The 20103-nt window shown below is 41.7% G+C and carries 16 protein-coding genes and 1 pseudogene; 6 read left to right on the top strand and 11 right to left on the bottom strand.

The features are described 5' to 3' along the window. Window positions 1-9: 9 nt before the first annotated feature. Together CWC18_RS11375 and CWC18_RS11380 are read right to left on the bottom strand one after the other, a co-directional pair. Window positions 10-1212: an HlyD family secretion protein gene (locus CWC18_RS11375; protein WP_138675290.1), complete on the bottom strand. Its 1203-nt coding sequence runs from the start codon at window positions 1210-1212 to the stop codon at window positions 10-12. 557 nt (window positions 1213-1769) lie between these two features. Further along, window positions 1770-2384, bottom strand: coding sequence for a PQ-loop repeat-containing protein (locus CWC18_RS11380; protein WP_138675291.1), 615 nt, complete (start codon window positions 2382-2384; stop codon window positions 1770-1772). A 236-nt stretch (window positions 2385-2620) separates the two neighbouring features. Here CWC18_RS11380 and CWC18_RS11385 point away from each other — a divergent pair, with 236 nt between their 5' ends. Both CWC18_RS11385 and CWC18_RS11390 read left to right on the top strand, forming a co-directional pair. Next, window positions 2621-3775 (top strand): tetratricopeptide repeat protein, encoded by a 1155-nt coding sequence (locus tag CWC18_RS11385; RefSeq protein WP_138591171.1) that lies wholly within the window; start codon window positions 2621-2623, stop codon window positions 3773-3775. Window positions 3776-3875: 100 nt separating this feature from the next. Next, window positions 3876-5651, top strand: coding sequence for a pre-peptidase C-terminal domain-containing protein (locus CWC18_RS11390; RefSeq protein WP_138591172.1), 1776 nt, complete (start codon window positions 3876-3878; stop codon window positions 5649-5651). A 73-nt stretch (window positions 5652-5724) separates the two neighbouring features. On the opposite strand, the gene CWC18_RS21030 is transcribed toward CWC18_RS11390, so the two are convergent. From CWC18_RS21030 to CWC18_RS11415, 6 genes are all read right to left on the bottom strand, one after another. Further along, window positions 5725-5886, bottom strand: a complete 162-nt coding sequence (locus tag CWC18_RS21030) for a hypothetical protein (protein WP_171041091.1) — start codon at window positions 5884-5886, stop codon at window positions 5725-5727. Between the two features lie 54 nt (window positions 5887-5940). Next, window positions 5941-6318 carry a hypothetical protein gene (locus CWC18_RS11395; protein WP_138675292.1) on the bottom strand — a complete coding sequence of 126 codons (378 nt, stop codon included), beginning with the start codon at window positions 6316-6318 and terminating at the stop codon, window positions 5941-5943. Between the two features lie 92 nt (window positions 6319-6410). Beyond that, window positions 6411-6656, bottom strand: coding sequence for a hypothetical protein (locus CWC18_RS11400; protein WP_138591174.1), 246 nt, complete (start codon window positions 6654-6656; stop codon window positions 6411-6413). A gap of 29 nt (window positions 6657-6685) precedes the next feature. Beyond that, entirely contained in the window at window positions 6686-7966 is a 1281-nt protein-coding gene (locus CWC18_RS11405; RefSeq protein WP_138591175.1) for a sensor histidine kinase, read from the bottom strand. Further along, window positions 7959-9311 carry a sigma-54-dependent transcriptional regulator gene (locus tag CWC18_RS11410; protein WP_138591176.1) on the bottom strand — a complete coding sequence of 451 codons (1353 nt, stop codon included), beginning with the start codon at window positions 9309-9311 and terminating at the stop codon, window positions 7959-7961. Before CWC18_RS11410 ends, CWC18_RS11405 begins: the two co-directional genes overlap by 8 nt. 60 nt (window positions 9312-9371) lie before the next feature. After that, window positions 9372-10223 (bottom strand): D-hexose-6-phosphate mutarotase, encoded by an 852-nt coding sequence (locus CWC18_RS11415; protein WP_138591177.1) that lies wholly within the window; start codon window positions 10221-10223, stop codon window positions 9372-9374. Between the two features lie 393 nt (window positions 10224-10616). Here CWC18_RS11415 and CWC18_RS11420 point away from each other — a divergent pair, with 393 nt between their 5' ends. The 3 genes and pseudogenes from CWC18_RS11420 (at window position 10617) to CWC18_RS11430 (ending at window position 13242) form a co-directional block, all read left to right on the top strand. Then, on the top strand, window positions 10617-11846 hold the full coding sequence (locus CWC18_RS11420; protein WP_138591178.1) for a porin: 1230 nt from the start codon (window positions 10617-10619) through the stop codon (window positions 11844-11846). A gap of 186 nt (window positions 11847-12032) precedes the next feature. Further along, window positions 12033-12572 (top strand): annotated as a pseudogene (locus tag CWC18_RS11425) (carboxymuconolactone decarboxylase family protein). 265 nt (window positions 12573-12837) lie between these two features. Next, a complete protein-coding gene (locus tag CWC18_RS11430; RefSeq protein WP_138591179.1) occupies window positions 12838-13242 on the top strand; it encodes a YbaN family protein in 405 nt (134 codons plus the stop codon). Between the two features lie 297 nt (window positions 13243-13539). Here the strand turns inward: CWC18_RS11430 and CWC18_RS11435 are convergent, their stop codons facing one another. Continuing rightward, complete coding sequence (locus CWC18_RS11435) at window positions 13540-15231, bottom strand: methyl-accepting chemotaxis protein (protein ID WP_138591180.1); 1692 nt, start codon at window positions 15229-15231, stop codon at window positions 13540-13542. Window positions 15232-15650: 419 nt separating this feature from the next. Between CWC18_RS11435 and CWC18_RS11440 the strand changes: the two genes are divergently transcribed. Continuing rightward, window positions 15651-15899 carry a DUF3297 family protein gene (locus tag CWC18_RS11440; protein ID WP_138591181.1) on the top strand — a complete coding sequence of 83 codons (249 nt, stop codon included), beginning with the start codon at window positions 15651-15653 and terminating at the stop codon, window positions 15897-15899. Between the two features lie 168 nt (window positions 15900-16067). On the opposite strand, the gene CWC18_RS11445 is transcribed toward CWC18_RS11440, so the two are convergent. Together CWC18_RS11445 and CWC18_RS11450 are read right to left on the bottom strand one after the other, a co-directional pair. After that, the gene (locus tag CWC18_RS11445; protein ID WP_138591182.1) at window positions 16068-16499 is read right to left on the bottom strand and encodes a DUF4231 domain-containing protein; all 432 of its coding nucleotides are present in this window, start codon (window positions 16497-16499) and stop codon (window positions 16068-16070) included. An 18-nt stretch (window positions 16500-16517) separates the two neighbouring features. Beyond that, window positions 16518-20084 carry a TIR domain-containing protein gene (locus tag CWC18_RS11450; RefSeq protein WP_138675293.1) on the bottom strand — a complete coding sequence of 1189 codons (3567 nt, stop codon included), beginning with the start codon at window positions 20082-20084 and terminating at the stop codon, window positions 16518-16520. Window positions 20085-20103: the final 19 nt, after the last annotated feature.

The raw sequence follows: 20103 nt of genomic DNA on the forward strand, positions 1-20103 counted from the left end.
AAAATTTGATTAATACAACTCCACCTGCGCACCTTGCTGCGCCAGTGTCGTTAAGTCTGAAATAATGAACTGTTCACCAGCACTTGCCCCGTCAGCGATCACGGCCAGTTTTCCTGAACTATTATCGAAACTAACCGTGGTCGCTTTTGTCTGACCTCCGGCTAATATTTTATATAAAACCACCGGCTTAAATGCACTGTAGTGAGCTGGTCGCAACATATACAATGCATCATGCAAATGTGCCACAATAATCTCAGCATCAATATTCAACAAAGGCCTCGCACTCAAAGGCAACTCTCCTTGAAGACTAACTTCAACCTCCACACTGTTATTTTCTACTTGAGAGCTTATTCTCTGCACAACCCCAGCCACACTATGCTCGCGGATCCGTACTTCACAATTTTGGCCAATAGCCACTTTGGCTATGACACTTTGCGGTACTTTCAACCGTGCAGTTAAGTTTTTCGGGCTACCCAATAATGCCAACTCAGCTCCTTTTTTCACACTTTGCCCCACAGTTAAAGGCATACGCTGTAAAACGCCAAGCTGAGGTGCTTTTACAGTTAAATTTGCCTCTCGAGTACGCAACCGCGTCAGCTCCCAAGACTGCATATCTATACGTTGCTTCGCAAGTTGTAGCAGGCTGGCTTGTAATTTTTCCAGTTGTAAAAAACGCGTTTTTATACTGCTTAATTGACGTGTCAAATTCTCTTTTTTGGATTTCACTTGTAAAAACGTCAACATCGAGATAATACCTTTACGCAATAAGGCTTGTTGTGCCGTGAATTCAAGTTCAGCCGTCTTTAAATCCCCTATAAGGGTATCAATTTCAGCTTGCTCTAAAAGTAACTCCCGCTGATGAGTAAGTTGTAGCTGCGCTCGCATTATTATTGCTTGCTGTAATAACTGCTCATGCCGCTTTACTTGCAACTGCAAATCGGGATTAGACAAACGTGCAATGACCTGACCTTTTTGTAAAATACTACCCGCTTGATGCAGAACCTCTTCTACAGTTGCATCACTTTCACTGGTAATCATATAGCGCTCAGCACTGTGTAATTTACCAAAACTACTGACCTTGATAGATACAGGCCCCCGCTTGACCGTATCAACCAAAATATCCGTACGCTTTACATGTGTCACCGGACTCGCAGCAAACCAAACCCAGCCTAGGCAAACCCCTATTAAAGTGAGGCTCACTACAATAATCATATAACTAACCGTTCTCGGCGCTTTATGCTTTACAGTATCCACAATATCCAATTCTCATGGTTCATGTTCTTGAAAATACAAAGCCAAAAACGTGCCAAAATAAAAGTATATATTTTTTAATTACTTAGAAATAATTATAGGGTGGAATTAAGTTTGATTCTCAAAACCGGACCAATATTCCGGTTTTGAGAATCTGATCTGGATTTAAAGTATTACCGATTAACCCCATTAAGTGAAAACGATAAAAAGGCGAGGAAAAGTGGCAAATAATTAAACATTCATGTAGCCATGAACGTGCGATTGAGTATCACTGGTATAGTTAATGAGTGCTAAGGTGAGATGGCTCGTAATGACCAGCCATCAAAAATAAATAAATCCTGTGAACGACCCATATTATAGAATACAAGATAACATGTACGACTTTTCTAATTTAAACAATATACTTGGTATGGTCATGGTTCAGAGCGCTTGTTATGCCATAATAATGCACTTCATAAGGCCCTAAACACAGGTAAAAAATCTGGACGCCCCCTGATACAGCTAACCTAGCTTGCTATTTATGCCACAGCAGGGCGACAACGATAATATAAAATACATCCCATTTGAGCAGCATTAGTTAATAAAATCATCACAAAGGTCATCAAATGAGCCACACTGACCTGCGCCATATTCAGCTCTGCTGATAAACCGACCCCCCCAGCTAAAAACTGCAAACTAAAGTAACCAACACTGAGGTTTGCGACATCTTTGCTTTTTATCGTTTTATAAGTCTGAGGCATCACCCGAAGTGAACTCATTATCAAACCAACAAATGTCAACCACGTAAATAACTCTGCAGCAGTCACTAACGGACTTAATAACAAAAAAAATGGTAACACGGACAAACCTAGCATCATCGCTAATTGTCGGCGTTGCTGTGAGCAAGCATTATAACGAACAAAATAATACAATATCAGTGAACTTAACATGCCGGTCACCAAAAATGGCAACATCATAAATAACCTATCAAAAAACACGTTATAAGCGATAAAATAACTGCTTTGTGCCACGCCAAAGCTCATCATCAACAAGGATAACCCCGACACACTGCGGTTTTTGCGGATTTTTTTGACCAGCGGCAAAAAGCTAAACATTAATATCAACGATGAAATAATAGGTAAATAGATGGCCAATGCAACACACTCCAGTTACTTTTTTGTAAATAGGTAAACACGACGTAATTTAAAAACAAAACTTGTAAAACAACAAGTTGTGAATATAAATTGGAGATGTGCATTGTAATCACACAGCATCACATTGCAATAAAGGCAACAAAAAACAATTAATGAGACGCAAAGAAACCATTACACTTGCCGAGATCTATAGAACGCGATAAATTGATAAACACATGTGTGATAGAAATAATAAAATGAAACAGATACTATTTATTATGGGGTTAGCTTTTCTTTCTGGCTGTACAGCGACAAAGAAAATCCCCACAGTCCCTGTAGACCCAGTCTTGCTATTTAATCATACTTTGTTTAATTCTCAGCCCACACCACAAGTCAAAGACATCTTTAATCTTCCTGTGACTGAACAAAATAAGTTTTTTGCTTATCATCAAAATGCGCTTAAACAAGGGGTGCGACAAGATCGTGTCATATCTGAGTACTTAGAAAGTAAGCTCAATAGCTTTTCATACGATGGCGCGACCTTATCAGCAACACAAACCCTTGACCAAGATCAAGGTAACTGTATTAGCCTCGCTATATTAACGCAGGCTTACGCCAACTTAATTGGCATAGAAACAAGCTTTAGAGAAGTCGCCTCCATACCCGTCTATAAAATGTCGGGTCAAACTTTACTTATTTCGAACCATTTCAACACCAAGCTACTGGCTCCCACTGAAAAAGAAGAAGGCTGGATCAGTGCTATCCGTCCGGGCACAGTGATTGATTATTTTCCAGCGCAAGATATTTACTTCGTAGATACCGCAACAGTTGATGATCTCACAGCAAAATTTTACGCTAACCATGCTGCTGACGCACTCTTAAACAAACGCTTTAATGAGAGCTATTCACATATAATTCAAGCGTTAAAACATGTCAAAGATGATCCTGAACTAATTAATATAGCCGCTATCTTACACCGCAGGGCAGGCGACTCAAAGACAGCAAAACAACTCTTTGCATTTGCTTTAACACATAATTTAGTAAGTACCAACTTACTTACTAGCTACGCTGCTTTAGCACAAGAAAATAGTAACTATACGCTGGTAACTAAGCTGGAGAATATGACGAATCAGATAGCTAAAACCCCGTTTGATATTATTGCTATTGCACAAAAAGCGATCCATAAGCAGCATTACACCACAGCAGAAAAGCTGCTCAGTGAGCTCTCTATCGAATACTCTTATTTGCCAGAGCCTTACTTTGAGTTAGCAAAACTTTATTACCTTAAAAACGAGTTAGTACAATCAAAAGCATATTTATCTAAAGCGCTCAGTAAAGCTGAAGACCAAAAGAAATTAGGTATTTACCAAGCTAAACTGTCAACTTTAGAACAAATAACACACAAAAAGTAACTACAAAGTAAACAAAATACTTTACAGTTAACATTTTAATAACTATGTTGGTTGTGTTCGAATTTTCGACAAACGACAACTACATGTAAAGGAAATTAAAATGAAAGTGCGTTACTTACTCCCCTTAATAGGCTCAGTATCACTAACTGCAATGGCACAAGCGCCGCTCACTGAAGCGCAAATGCTTAAATACACCAACAAAACAAGTGAGGCCATTATTGGTGCAAAAGCAGAAACCAATATTGTGCTTACAACAAAGGCTGGGGCATTTAAGCAAACCATTTCTCACCCTGATGCAAGTTACATCAAATTGCACTTCAAAGATCTCGATCTAAAAGGCGGTGGTAAACTCATCGTGAGAAACCTCGACAGTAGCGAACGCTATGAATACACACTCGCGAATATGAATAAGGCTACACTGGATACCGAAGCGGGCGATAATGGCGTGAGCTCATTCTCTGCCATGTCTATTTCTAGTGATACTGTGGTCGTTGAATATACAGCAGGCACGAGTAAGCAAGCACCGATCATAGATCATTACTACTATGGTACAGAAAATGAGGTCAGTATATTAGGTGGGCCGGATACAGGCACTCAATCAACCTGCGGCGTTAATGAACGTAAAGATGTACAATGTTGGGCAAATTCTCACCCTGTAGAATTTGAACGCAGCCGCCCCGTTGCACGCCTAGTGATTGGTGGTCGTAGCCTATGTACCGGGTGGCGTGTTGGTGCAGATAATAATATGTTTACCAATAATCACTGCGTCGAGTCGGCAGCAGAGCTTGCTTCGACTGAAGTCTGGTTTAACTATCAAAATACCAGCTGTAATGGCTCAACCAAAGAAACCGTCGTTAAAGTGACCGGTAAAGACTTTTTTAAAACTGACTACACCTTGGATTACACCTTATTTTCAATTAACGATTTCGCAAAAGCGGCACCATTTGGTTACTTCGGATTAGATACGCGCGACGCCACACAAGGTGAACGTATTTATATTCCTCAGCATGGTTCGGGTAACCCTAAAGAGCTGTCAATTGAATCTGATCAAGATAGCAATAGTTTATGCCAAGTAAATGAACCAAATGCCAACGGCCGTGGCACAGGCACTGATTTAGGATACTACTGTGACACAATTGGTGGTTCATCAGGTTCTCCAGTATTAGCAGCTGCGACAAATAATGTAATCGCATTACATCATTTAGGTGGATGTACCAATAAAGGTGCAAAGATCAGTCGAATTTGGCCACAAGTAGCCAGCCATTTCAACAACCAAGTGCCCGTTGGTGATAACGGACCAGGCGACAGGCTGCCAACAGCAAGCTTCTCATTTAACTGCTCAGCGCTCAATTGCACATTTGATGGTGCGGCATCAAGCACACCGAATGGTTCAATTAGCCAATATGAATGGCAGTTTGGTGATAATAGTAACAACGGCTTTGGTGTTAACTCAACACATGTCTATCAAGCTGTTGGCGACTATACAGTCTCTTTGACTGTGACAGACTCAGCAGGCAATCAAGCAACCACCAGCAAAACGGTATCTGTAAATGATGGTAAAGACCCCGCTCAGCTACAAAAAGGGGTTGCAAAAACAGGTTTACAAGGCAGTTATCGTTCTGAAACCTTTTATTATATAGACGTCCCGGCTGGTGCCTCGAACATCAACTTTGTGATCTCTGGCGGAACGGGTGATGCTGATCTTTATGTAAGAAAAGATCAAAAGCCAACCACATCTAATTATGCATGTCGTCCGTATAGAAATGGCAATAGTGAAACATGTACGGTCAACCAAGGTGCTGGTCGATATCATGTGATGTTAAGAGCTTATAGAACATTTAATGGTGTGTCTTTAAAAGCCGACTATACTAATTAATTAACCTATTTCTACCTCCAAGTTAAATGAAGACTTAGGGCGGCCTCACTCGAAGGCTGCCCTTTTATCAGGGCTACCGTAAGTCATACCAAATACCTAACCACGCGCTATTTTCATCATTAAACGATGTGCCAGATAATCGGCTTAATTCCATATCAATATGCACATTACTCACGCCTGCAGGAGCAAACTTACCAAGCCAACTGCCTTTTTCTATCTTCGTTGATAAGCGCAATCAATAACTGTGGCCAAAAAGTTGTCTGTCTAAATGATGTTGATGATAATAAAGCTACGGCCTATTTGCGCGCCAAGTAACCCCCGTACCAAACTGTTGGTAATGTGATCCGCGAAGACCCGCCATACTAAGATCAGGAATAAACAGAGTATTCACATGGCTGTTATTGTCTGTACTGGGTAAGGCAAACCCATTGGCACCATGATATGGGTCAAACACCACGACATCTGCAACCCTGGGTAAACTCCGTTTCTGCTGTACTAAAACAATATCACGAACAGTTTCTAACTCTTGCGCTGCGACCGGCCTCCACGCTTGATGTCCTTTGGTGTAATGCACATTGAAGTGTTCGGTCTGTATGGTTTCCCAATGCGGTGCTCCCCAACACAACGATGAATAACAACACGCAAATAGTCGAGCTAGCAATCGCAATATAACTCACTCGAAAAAGGCATCTTATGTTTAGTATTGCAAACTTTGCCTACTTTTCGCAGTGTATCATGAACATTAATATAGATTAGGTATTAACTTGGGTTAGTAACAGGATTCGCTAAAGACACAAACAAACTCAATATGCCTGCAGAAATAATTAACACACACATAGCAAGTAAAGCGCTCAGGCCTGCATAATACATGGCGGATGCCAATAAGGATGCGGCACACCATACACCAACACGATGCAACCAACGGCTGAATGTGTTACTTGCCTTCACATTGATAAGAACAGCTACCACTAATAATAACGCTAACAAACACAGTATCACTAACATATTAACCTCCTTTACAACTTTATTATATGCTAATGAGAATTATTATCAACTAGTGTGGGTAATATAATTGTTACTTGCGCACCTTGTGCGGTGTTTTCTAATAAGAGTTCACCATTAAGTTGTTCAATAATATTTCGGCTGAGTGTTAAACCAATACCTTGCCCCGTGTGTTTTGTAGTATAAAATGGCGTAAAAACATTATCTAAATTCGCAAATCCAGCTCCATTGTCACATACTGAAATAACCACTTTCTCCTGGGAGTAAGCACTTGATAATAATATATAAATATCTGGCTGCTGTTGAGATTCAATGGCATTTTTACACACATTAATCAAAACTTGCTGCAACAGTTGCTGATCTGCCATGCACCGAGATGCCCGACAATCTAGTTTGAAACGTTGCTCAGGGAAAAGCTGCACAACATGGTCAAAAACAGGCTGTAGTGCTATCACACTTGGCGACACCTCCAAGTGTTCACTTGCCTTAGCATATCGTCCGACAAACGACTGTAAATGCTCGCAACGCTGCTTTATAACATGTAATGCTTGGGTGTCTCTATGTACCGTCATTTTACCACTTAAGCTTTGGGCCAATGAGCTAACAGGTGTCAGAGAGTTATTAATTTCATGACTTATAACTCTGATCAACTGCTGCCATGCCTGCAATTCACTCTCTCTTAACCGTTGCCGTATATTCGATGCAATTAATAGTACATATTGCCCTTCACGCTCTTTAAACTCACTACTGTGTAACTGCCAATGCCGCGCTAAATTACGATTAGTAAATTGCCAGAGGTCATTTTTACAAGTTAATTGTAACGTGTCGAGTGACACACCTTTCATCGTTTGCCAAGGCTGTCGGTACAAATGCTCAAACGCATTATTTGAATAGCTTAACGAGTGGGCCTGATCAAAAACCATTACGGGCATATCGAGTTTGTCTATCAACTGATAGATAACAAAAATTTGACTGTTATAGCGACTTTTATGATGGTGTAAATGCTCACTTAGTGCTATTAACTGCTGTTCAAAAAGCGCCACCTCACCGCTTTCATACTGGGCCTTAATTTGCTGATTAAAGTCTTCTGCAAAAATCGCTTCTAATTGCCAGTTGGCCCGTGAAAATACCTGTATCAGCTGTATTTTTTGACGTCGGTACCCAAGCAACAATACGACAGCGAATAATAAACAACTCACCACCAGCCAAACTGGCGATAAACCAAGTTGCCATAAACTGATCATCAATAAAATGAGTATACCAAGGCTAAGTAACCCTATATAACGGGCTTGTCGTTGCTCAAAATTAGCCATGTTCTTTCAGGCCATACTTTTCAATACGCCGATATAATGACGACTTAGTGAGCCCTAACCGTTGTGCTGCATCACCAATATGTCCATCACACTGATTTAAGATAAACACGATATGGCTTTTTTCAATGTCTGCTAACGTCTTCGCCTCGTTTACATTGTGCTCTAATTGAGGATCAACTAATCGCAGTTGGCAATCTGTGGCTTTAATTACGGGGTGTTCACTTAATAACAAAGCGCGTTCCATAACATGGCTCACTTCACGCACATTGCCCGGCCAAGTGTACTGCCGTAATTTGGTTTTCGCACACTCAGCCAATGATTTAGTAGGCAGCCCATAGCGCTGCGCATGGACAGCTAACATATACTGTGCAAATGGGAGAATATCATCTCGCCGTTCATAAAAACGAGGCACCGAGAAGCTAAACGTATTAATACGGTAAAATAAGTCAGTCCTAAATGCTGCTTGCGCCATTGCCTGGTCAAAATCAATATTACTGGCACAAATAAGTCGAATATCCGTTTGCTCGGTCACACTGCTGCCCACTCGCTCATACTCTCCAGATTCAAGTACTCTCAGCAACTTAGCTTGCAACGATATGTCCAACGTGCCAATTTCATCTAAGAACAACGTCCCTTGTCGCGCCATGGTAAAACGACCTTCACGCGCTGATTTAGCGTCAGTAAACGCCCCCTTCACGTGGCCAAACATTTCACTTTCAAACAAGCTGCTACTTAATGAGCCCATATTTACGCTCACCCAAGGTCCGGTCCGACGCGCTGACAATTGATGTACTGACTGCGCTATATGGCTTTTTCCAACCCCACTTGGGCCCGTAAGCAAGATAGTCGCATTGGTAGGTGCTACTTTTTGTAATTGCTGCTCTAGGGCTTTCATACATTGACTTTGCCATTGATACGGCGCATCAGTATGTGGCTCACTAACCGACTTAGAAGCATTGTCTTTTTGTTTTGACATCAGTTTGAACTGATCCAAAATCGACGCCAATAAGCTTTCATTTTGCCAAGGCTTTTCTATGAAATCGCACGCCCCCAATTGCATCGCTTCAACAGCAAGGTTTACACTCGACCAGCCAGTCAGACATATCACCGCTCTATCTGGGTAATGTATATTCAGCCAACGTAAAAATGCTAACCCTTCCTCACCTGAGGTGGTATCTCGGCTAAAATTCATATCTAACAGAATTAACTGAATAGGTTTTACTGATAACAGTTGTTTTGCACACTCGGGGGCGTCAGCTTCAAGCACCGCATAGCCGTGATCTTCCAATAAATAGACCGCACTTAAACGTACTTCAGGGTTGTCATCAATAATGAGCACAGACATATCGTATCCTTGCAGTAAATGATTCTCTACAAGAATACGATAATCAAAATGAAATGGGTATTAGATCCAACGCAGACGCGTGGTCAAAGTGTGACTTTCTCCGGGCTGCACCGTAATGGCATCATCCATCACATTGGCCGCTTCTAAACATAACATCGACAGGTACTCATCATCTTTAAAATTACTTAAACGCTGCGACTTTTCTATCCACGGATTCCATAGTACGCATGACTGTGAATTTTCTCGCGTAACTTCTATACGGCCTTTTGGTGTGTTTATCACTTGTACTGCTGGGGCTTGGGTATACACCATGTCAGTTTCTCGGGCAAAATACACCACCTCGTTTTGTGCAAAAGGCCCTTCGCCAAATTCAATATACTGCGACCCTTGTAACCCTTCTACAGACGTTTCACTGATGTCTGAGGTTGGAAAATAAGTATGTAAAGCCTGAGTGAGCGTAAAGGCTTGTGGCCCTAAATTGGTATTGGTTAAGCGTACTTCGATACTTTCTCCAAACACAAAAGTCACTTCCAATTTTGACTGGTGTGGCCAATACGTCTCATCAACCAACGTCATCGGAAGCGATAAACGCACTTCAATATGTGTGTCATGTTCAATCACTTCCTCTGCACGCCAAACCAGTTTTCTAGCAACACCATGGATCGGCCAATCAGCGTCGCTATGCACACCAAACCAAGGCCAGCAAATAGGGATCCCACCGCGCACGGCTTTTCCTTCTAAGTAATCTTCATCAGCTGACACCCAGATTAAATTATCTTGGCCTTTAGGCGTAAACTCCGTTAGCTGTGCCCCTTGTAAAAAAACCTTACCATGACACAACGAGCTATCGACTTGTATATACTCAAGGCCGCTCTCGGTACGCTGGATAGACACTGATGCTGAAAGATCCATACTTCACCTTATTTAAGTGTTGAAATTCATGAGCTAGGTTACCTAATTTACGCGTACTGAGTAAATAAATAACCGCGAATATGAAGCATCTTCATATGCCTGACTGTAAACATGCTCTCCCGATCGAGTGTATAATCACTCTATAACCACTTTTCACGGGCACCTTTGATATAGTACATACAATGTGTCCTCTTTCACTAAACTACTCGCTTTATACAACATCTAACTAACGCCCTATTTGATCTTAAACGTTGAAAACTAGGCCCTTCCACATAACTTAAGCCACAACAAAAATTACGGAAGAATCAAATATTACAAATATGTTATTAGAATCCATATACGAAATGGTCTACCCTAATAGCCTACCATTGACAACTTCATTGAATAATAACCATGTTAAAATACACTGCGCTCGCCCTAGCTACAGGACTACTCTCACTGCCAACTTTGGCGAATAACGACGAGTTAGCCCAATTAAAACAACAATTAGCAAAACTACAGCAGCAAATACAAAGAATTGAAGAAAAAGCAATAAAAGCGAAACAACCTCAACCAAGCGTCACATCAGGCGTTAAAGTAGGTGGCGCGGTCAGAACCAACTATAGCCATACATCTTATAATGACGGCAATAAAAATCGCGGTGGTGATTTTGATTTTGACCTGCTCCGTATCAACTTTGCTGGTGATATCGGCGACGTTGCACTAAACGCTGAAGTTCGCTTCTTTGATTACATGACCGCGGTAAAATATGCTTACGCTGCCTATAACTTTGCAAAGGACTGGCAAGTGCAAGCGGGGATCACCAAAGTCCCTTTTGGTAATTGGCCGTACAATTCTCATAACTACTTTTTTAGTACCAATTATTATATTGGCTTAGAAGACGATCATGATTTAGGCGTATTATTTCAACGTAAATTAGCTGACAATTGGCAGTTAGACCTCGGCTTCTTTAAAAATGATGAGCTAGGTGGTGTTGACGGCTACGTTGATGACCGGGCAGATCGCTATTCATATGACGTTGTTGGCTATCGCCAAGGCTCTGAAGGTATTTACGATACCCCAACTAAATCAATTGGTGAATACAATACTTTTGCTGCGCGCTATGGGTATCATATCCAACATACTGGCGGCTCTACAGAATTTGGATTTTCTGGGCAAGTTGGTGGATTACATGACGGCACTGAGCGTGTTGGGGACAGTCTCGCATGGGCACTACATTTAAACAGCAATATTGGACCTTGGAACCTCCAGCTACAGCACGGTGAATACGATCATGATATTGACGGTGTAAATCGTATGGCCGTTGGAGCGTATGCGTTTTACGACAGTATTGCAGCGCAAGCCACCACCTCCAGTGCTAACATTGCTTACAGTTTCTCTGTAAAATGGGGCGCAATCACCGGGCTGCAGTTTTACAACGACTTTGGCATTATTTATGACAAATCAGACGCCAGTGAAGACACTTGGATGAATGTGACTGGCGTGTCTGTTGCTGCAGGAGGGTTGTTTACTTACTTTGATTTAGTACATGCCAAAAACCAACCTTTCGTTGGTGGTTCTATCGCGGGTGATAGCACCGACACTGAGCGACGTTTTAACATCAATATCGGCTACTATTTTTAGTAATACACATTAGTTAACACCTAATATTACGGTCGCACAAGGGTTTCTGTGCGACCGACTCTCAATTAAAAAACTATCAACAGCAACTATTCTATTTATGCACTCAATATAGCCAAACCTTATTTGAACAACCATTAAAATAAGGCTGGTGTGGTATATAACTTAACCAATAAAGGGTATTTCCACATGACCCAATTTACCCTTCACACTTTAGAAAGCGCGCCTGAACCAAGCAAACCTTTGTTACAAGATTCAATCAATACGTTTGGTATGCTACCAAATTTACACGCAGTTATGGCCGAGTCTGCACCTCACTTGCAGGCCTATCAAACATTACACAGTTTGTTTCTTAATTGCGCTTTTAACGACGAAGAAAAAACCGTGGTGTGGTAAACCATTAATATTGAGCATCACTGTCATTACTGCGTCCCCGCACATAGCGCTATTGCGAAATCAATGGGCATTGACGATGCCTTAACGCACTCGCTGCGCAATCACACGACGCTACCAACCGATAAGCTAGAAATCTTACGTACCATTACTTTGTTATTAGTACGAAATAGAGGACGGATCAGTGAGCAAGACCAGCAGCCGTTTTTTGCTGTTGGATATACACAACAACATTTGCTCGATATCATTTTAGGTTTGGCACAAAAAGTTATGAGTAACTATGTGAATCACTTAGCCCAAACCCCACTTGACCAACCGTTTAAAGTGTTTATCTAAGTAACCTCAGGTTTGGATAAGGGTTTTGAGATAGAAAATGTTTTGCAAACAAATTTACGTACCATCCAATGATGATATTTTGCCCAATATCAAGGCACTTTTATGCAGTAATAGCGGGCTATTACAAATGAAAGTAACGCCGAGAGTGAGAAAAATAGCTTTATTAGGCAAATTCGCTTACTCAGAGCTGAGGTTAAATACAAAAATTCGCTTTTAATTGGCCCTGTGATAAGCTTAAAAAGAGCGGTATTACAGGGTCATAGGTATGAAGAACAGTTTCAGTCGTATTTTCAACCGATGTTTTTGGCTACATTTGATTGGCATTATTTTCGTTGCGCTGGGCTTTATTGGCATCGTGCTCCCTGTTATGCCCACAACCATTTTTTTTATTCTGGCATTAGCCTGTTTTACCCGTTCATCACCTCGCTTTGCCAACTGGCTATTAATCCATCCTCGTTTTGGACCAAGTTTGCAAATGTGGCAACAACACCAAGTAGTGCCCCCCAAAGGTAAGTGGGGCGCAGGTATTGGCATGTCACTGGGTTTTATTGTTTTATGCTACAGCCAACCAGCAATCTGGGTGCTCGCACTCGTGGCAACTATCGAAGTTATGGTGCTGGCATATATACTTCGCAAACCATCATACCCGCCATCATCTGACGTCGTTTAATCACTGCGCACACAACATTTTCACTGAGTCATACACAGCTAAACTGTGATAAATAATCGTTACAAACACCTCGAACAACCGGGCAATGAGGCATGGGGCAATCATTTTGGTGCACTTGCTTCATCACCATATGACTTACCCGTATTCTCACCCATCACTGTCACGTTTAACAATGTAACGTTTCACAATTAAAAAAGCCTAACTAAAATATCATTCTAGTTAGGCTCTGATCTGCAATCCTCACTTATTCATATAGCGCATTGCGTAGGCTTAATATGAAGAAGCGATGCTTAATGCTCAGGTCAAAAAACGGGCAAAGTTCGCATGTAAATCAACGACCCGTTGGGCTATGTTTTGATTAGCTTGTGATGTTTCACTCGCTCCTTCAGCTGTTTCACTGGCAAGGTCATTGATGTTGGTCACACTCTTATCAATATCGACCGCAACCACTGATTGCTCCTCTGTGGCTGTCGCGATTTGTGTGTTTAAGTCATTAATTAAGTCTATAGACTGAGCCGCTTCATCTAGTGTACTGCGTGTTTCTCTGCTTTTTCCTAAACAAGCACTGGCACTTTCGGTCCCTTTTGCCATGCTCACAACCACTTTATTGGCCTCTGTTTTTAAGCGAGCCAATAAGTCTTGAATATCAGCCGTTGAACCTTGTGTGCGGCTTGCAAGCGTTCTGACTTCATCAGCTACAACTGCAAACCCTCGTCCTGTTTCTCCCGCTCGAGCAGCCTCGATAGCAGCATTGAGTGCCAGTAAATTTGTTTGCTCAGAAATACTCTGAATCGACTCAAGTACCGTACTTATGTTATTGGTTTCTTCCACTAACGACGTAATATCACTTGACGCTTCGTTCATTTCCTCTACAAGATTTTCAATAATATTATTTGTTTCAGAAGCAATTGCTTTGCTTGATGCCACCTTGTTTCGTACATTTTGTGTCGCTTCTGCTGCGTTCGCTGTACTTTTAGACATATCTTGTGTGGTTGTTGTCATTTGATAAATAGCCGAGGCCACCATCTCAGTTTGATCCTTTTGTGCAATCACATTTTGCTGAGTCTGACCAACAACATGAATGGCTAATTCTGATGACTCTCCAAGGCTCTTCACAATGTTATTAGTACTGGCAATGATATGGCGTAAGTTACCAATAAATTTATTAAACTCGTGTGCCATAATACCGGTTTCATCTCTGGCCGACTCATCTAACTTAACCGTTAAATCACCGTCACCATTGGCCACGGCTTTCAACCTAACGATCAGTTCATTGATTGGCACCGTAATAGAGCGGCCAATCACAAACGAGATAAATAAAGCAAACCCAACCGCCATCGCAGAAGTTACCGCAATCCATACAATTGCTGCTTGCTCATCATGCTCAGCTTGCAATGATGCTTCTTGGGTATAAGACTGAATGTCATCCAGTAAAGCGATCAGTTCATTTTTCAAGTCATCTTCTTCTTGCTCCACCTTCACCACTTCGTCCATAACCTGTAAAAGCGGGCTATCAGCCAGCTTATCTAGCACACTCGTCATATGCGAATTCGCGCTGGCATAGTGCCCGTCTATGACCCGTAATTTTTTCGTTACTTTGGTAAACTCTTGTCTGGCAGAGTCTGAATGTGCTTTTGTGATTGCCTCTGCAGCAAAAGACGTAGCAAATGAGAGCTCTTTTGTGATTTTTTCACTGAGCGCCGATATTTCACCCAACACAGTATTGAGCTTAGGCTCAAACTTTTGATTGCCCTGATCAAGGAGTGACTGATAGAGCAACGCACGCTCAAATAAAATCGCTTGCTCTAATTGATGTTCTGTGAGTTGTGTTAAGTATCGCGTGAGTGGAATATCTTCTTCAGCAATATCTATTAGCTCATCGCCTATTTTTGCCATTTGCACTAAAGACAACACACTCACAATGAGTAATAAACATAACTGCGCTATACCCATCGCATAAATACGGCTGCCAATACTTAATCTTTTCATAAACTACACGACCAATTATTACTGTTGTGTAAACAGTGTAGTAACACAAAACACAAATCGCGATTTTTCTACTCAACTTTTTGTCGCAATACACCCCTCCATTTTATTCATCGACTGTTGCGTGTTAACGGCGAAAGAACCCGTCGCTATCACTTCGCTAATGTATTTTATTTTCAGCGCAAAAGTAGTAACAAGGCACCTGCTTAAACATGGTAATTGCTCGTGTAAAGTGTGGTGTAAAAGCAAACATATGATGCCATTTTCACGACTCATTCTAAGCAACGCTCTGTAAATGAATTTTAAATACAGCTTTCGCATTCATTTTTAACATCAAGTTATTTATATTTATTGCATCACGCTTGAGCATCAAACAACGATTGCCTACAATGGCGCATATTTTACTCACAAGAAGTTATGTTATGAACGACACTACATCACAACCAGCACTACCAGATCGCCTTTCAATCAACCCACGCAGCCGTTTTCACGATGAAGCAGTGTTTAAGCACGATATAGGCATTAAAATTAATGGTAAAGAGCGCTTTGATGTTGAAGAGTACTGCATCAGTGAAGGCTGGATCAAAGTGGCTTCTCCTAAAGCGCTAGATCGTCGTGGCCAACCTCTACTATTAACAGTTAAAGGCACGGTTGAAGCGTTCTATCGTTAATAACTGGCTCGCACTTACTTGTGATCTGCACTCAATCGCACATCACAAGTAACTTACCTAGCTTAAGCTAGCAGCGAATAACTTCTTAAGCTGTGATTAAAAATCCAAGCTATATATACTGAGTTAAGCTAAGTTAAAGGCCACCAGCCTATTATCCTTTCTCGTATTTTATCGTTTTTCTTTGCCTGTATTGCGGTTTCGCGCCTGCCATTGAGTATTTTCTTGCGATAGGATCCCTTCCACCTTTTTTACAAACTGACAAAATGCCTCTTCTTCTTTGCAATCATCACAACGGCTTAAGAATACATATTTTTCATGTTTGAGTGCCTCACATTGCGCACGGTAGCTGACCCAATTTTCCTGATATTTTTTTAAGCTGATCAAGCCAGCACAAATGCCGATCAGTACCCCAAGGCCGCCCACAATCACTTTGCCTATGGTGGTATCTCCCCACATACCAGTAATAAAAGGGATCGCCGCAGCACTTACCATTTCGATTACTCGACAGCGGTTAAACGCCCGTTGGTTTTTCATACTCGCGTTATCAAACCAGGTAATTTGCTCATTAACGCGATCTGTTAAATAGGTGTCTTTATCCATGGTATTTATTGCCTTGTTTTACTTTGTATTGGTCGATAATGTGCGCAGCTGTTGAGTAACTTGCGTCCATGCATCTTCAGGGTATTGCCAACGATTAAGCGGTTTTAAACGCTGCGCCTCTTCATCCTGCGGAAAAAATTGATATTTCCCCATTACCACAGGAGTTGCGGCTGTTTTCTGCGTACCCTCAGCCTCTTTTTTATTCCCCATACCTTGCTTTTCCTTGAGCTGTGTACGCACGTCAGTAGGCATAATTTGCCAGTCTTGATAATCGCAGTTGCTCAATAATATCGGGAAGATTTTAGCCTGACTGCGCGCCATATTTTTCAGGGCCAGCGGCATTTCAACGCTATGGACATAACTTGAAGCAATAAAGCTCTGACTGACCAACATAATGATCACATCCGCGTCATCGAGCGCCGTCACTATGGTGTCATGCCAGTCATCGCCGGTGTTGATCATACCATCTTGCCAAAGCTCAATAATGCCATCACGCTCTAAATTGATCAGGTACTGCTGTAGCTCACGGCGTGAGGCTATATCATCATGAGAATAAGAAACAAATACTTTTAACATCGCACTTGGCCTCCTATGGGTAAAAGGTTTAAATGGTGCCAGCGACAACCACTGTTTTTTATTCGATGGCGCTCTAACCGGCGTTATTAGCTCACACGGTAAACGGGTTTCTTTATTAATTTTCGACAAAGCCAAGGCGTTAATATAATGGCGTTCATCAACCGACACCCACAACCCTTGTGGTGGTGTAACATAAATGCGCTCTAAGGCTTTTAAGTGCTCAACTGCATGCGCGACGGTGTCATCACTTTTTTCAAAAGAGTGAGGTAAGGCTTTTTCTGTTGGTTTTTTATCTTTCATTGCGGCCAAAGTATCTTCGTACTTAGTCGCTGATTTTTCAGCTGAACCATGTGATAAAGCCGCAAAGTACTGTTCAAACTCACCAACGTGCTGCAAAGGCTGCCCGTCGTTGTATAAACTCATGATCACATAATAAACATACCGACTGTGGGCCGCCCTTATGTACTCATCACTGTTGTTAATAAAGACTTTAATTTGCAGTTGCTCGGTAAAAATAAGCTTAATAAGTACTTGGCTGGCTTGGCTTTTCCCGCCTTGCTCCGTCACCCCTAAGGTAAATAACAGTTGATCACGCCAAAACTTTTTATAGTTGGGTAAATTACCAAAGTGACAAATTAACTGGTTGATCAGGCCCAGCGGTAAATATGCTTTAAACCACAACCCAAACGCAAAATCACGCTGTACACCAAATGTGAGTAAATGATAATCATGCTGAGTGTCGTCGGTCAAAGGCAAGTAATTAGGGACTATGTACTCACCGGCTTGGTCGCCATAATCATGCTTAAATATCACTTGCTCTTTTTCAAGTACACTAATGATATCTTGATCAATATTACGCAGCGCTTGAGCGGGGATCACTCCTTTATATTCCCCCAGCGTGGCTTTGCTTAACACCTTTGTGTGTACATAATAAGCAAAAGACATAGGATGCAACCAGACTTTCTCAGCATTAACACTGGGGTAATACAACACCATACCTTGTGCATGCAACTGACTTAATTCTGTTTTTAAATGGGTAAGCTGCTGAGCTAAATCACTCACCGAAGGATTATACAGGGCTACCAACTCCCCCACGGCTTTTGCCTGCCAATGACGTTTAACACTTTTTTTATGCTCGCTAAAAATCATCTTTAAAAACTTCTCGTACCACAGCGCGGCTGCAACGGTTTTTTGCGTTTGGCTAATTAACGTATCAAGTTGTGCCTGAAAATACTGTAAACTGGCTGAAAATAACGGGGTGTCTTGCGCTGAGTCTAAACTGACAATATGCTGATTAAGGACATAGGGGTTATCACAAGGGCGTAAGTTTGCCTCTTCATCAGCGTGAGTTTGTATCAGTAATAGTGGGGCAGCCGGCTCCGCATTGGCTTCTTTTTTCGCGTCACCGGTAGGCGGTGCATTAAAAGGGGCCGCGTCTATCGGTGAGGTTAATTGTGCTGTGCTGATAGTACGCTCGCTCGATAGTGCATTATAATGTTGCCAATACCCCAACCAGTAGTCTCGGTTAAAATGACGGCTCATCACTTTTTCACTGTCTTTTTCAACCTTATTGCAGTCTGACTGTGGGTGCCATAATAGACACGTCAACGCATGTTGACTCATAAAAACCCGATATATGCCATGGTAATAATCTTGGCCACCAAAATCATAAATGAGCGCATCAGGCAAAGCCGACGCTTTATGGGTCGCCTTGCGCGCCCTCACATCAGCCTGTTTTTTATACGGCTTTATTTGCAAAATATGGGTTGAGTCACCATTATGCGCTAAAGTGCCTTGGGTTAAATAATGTGCCAAGCTACTTTTACCCGCTGCATGGTTACCCAGTAGCAATACTTTGCTGGGCAGCACAATATACTTGCCATGACTGTCATCTATGCGAAACAGTAAATTTCGCAGCACACTGCGTGAATCCATACCATCTTCTAATTTAATGCCATAGTGACTAGCAAAAGGGTTACTGTACAACTGTAATTCTTCAAGCGTGGGGCACTCAAGTAATGTCTGTAGCTGCACAACATTCACCAATGCATTGTACTGCAACAATACTGTATTTAACTGTGAGAGCGTATGCAAAGGGGTAATATCTGTAATACTATTATTATCTAAGTCGATGTATTCTAACTTGTGTAATGCAGGCACAAACCCAATATCATCTAACGCTACCCCGTCAAGTCGCAACCAGGTTAGGTTTGTTAATGTTGCCACTGATTCAATATTGCCAATACGAGCGCAATTCATCAAGTTAAGCTGGGTTAATTGAGTCAGCCCTGTAATGCCTGTAAGGCTCGTCAATGACTCGCAATCACTTACATCTAATTGGTTCAACTGAGTCAACTTAGCTATAGCATCAAGGCTCGTTAATGACTGGCATTCATTTAAGTCTAGTTCACGTAACTTAGTCAAACCCATCAATCCTTTCAGGTTCACTAGTAATTTATTGCCACTCAAATCCAATTTCGTCAACTGAGTCAACTTCGCCAATACATCGAGGCCCGCAAATAACCGGCAATTGCTTAAGTCCAATTGAGTTAACCTAATCAGCTCTCTTAATGAATCAAAGTTAGTTACTGACTCACAGAAACTTAAATCCAGCTTTTCCAATTGCGTCAAGCTCGACAAGGCGTCAAGATTTGTAACTGATTCACAGAAACTTAAATCCAACTCTATCAAATGGGTCAAGTTCGACAAAGCATCAAGGTTACTTACTGACTCACAGAGACTTAAATCCAGTTTTTCCAATTGCGTCAAGCTCGACAAGGCATCAAGACTTGTTACTGCCCTACAGGAGTGTAAATCCAATAGGGTTAACTGGTGCAACCCTGCTAAAGCATCTAGATTCGTTAATGACCGGTTCCCTCGCAAGCGTAAGTGAGCTAACTGAGTCAACTCTCCTATGGCATCAAGATTGATTGTTGACCTGCAACCACTTAAATCCAATTGTGTTAAGTTCGTCAGTCCCGCTACGGCATCAAGGTTTACTATTGACATACAACCACTTAAGTCCAAT

Origin of the sequence: Pseudoalteromonas aurantia, from assembly GCF_005886875.1 — a bacterium.
Lineage (GTDB): Bacteria > Pseudomonadota > Gammaproteobacteria > Enterobacterales > Alteromonadaceae > Pseudoalteromonas > Pseudoalteromonas aurantia_A.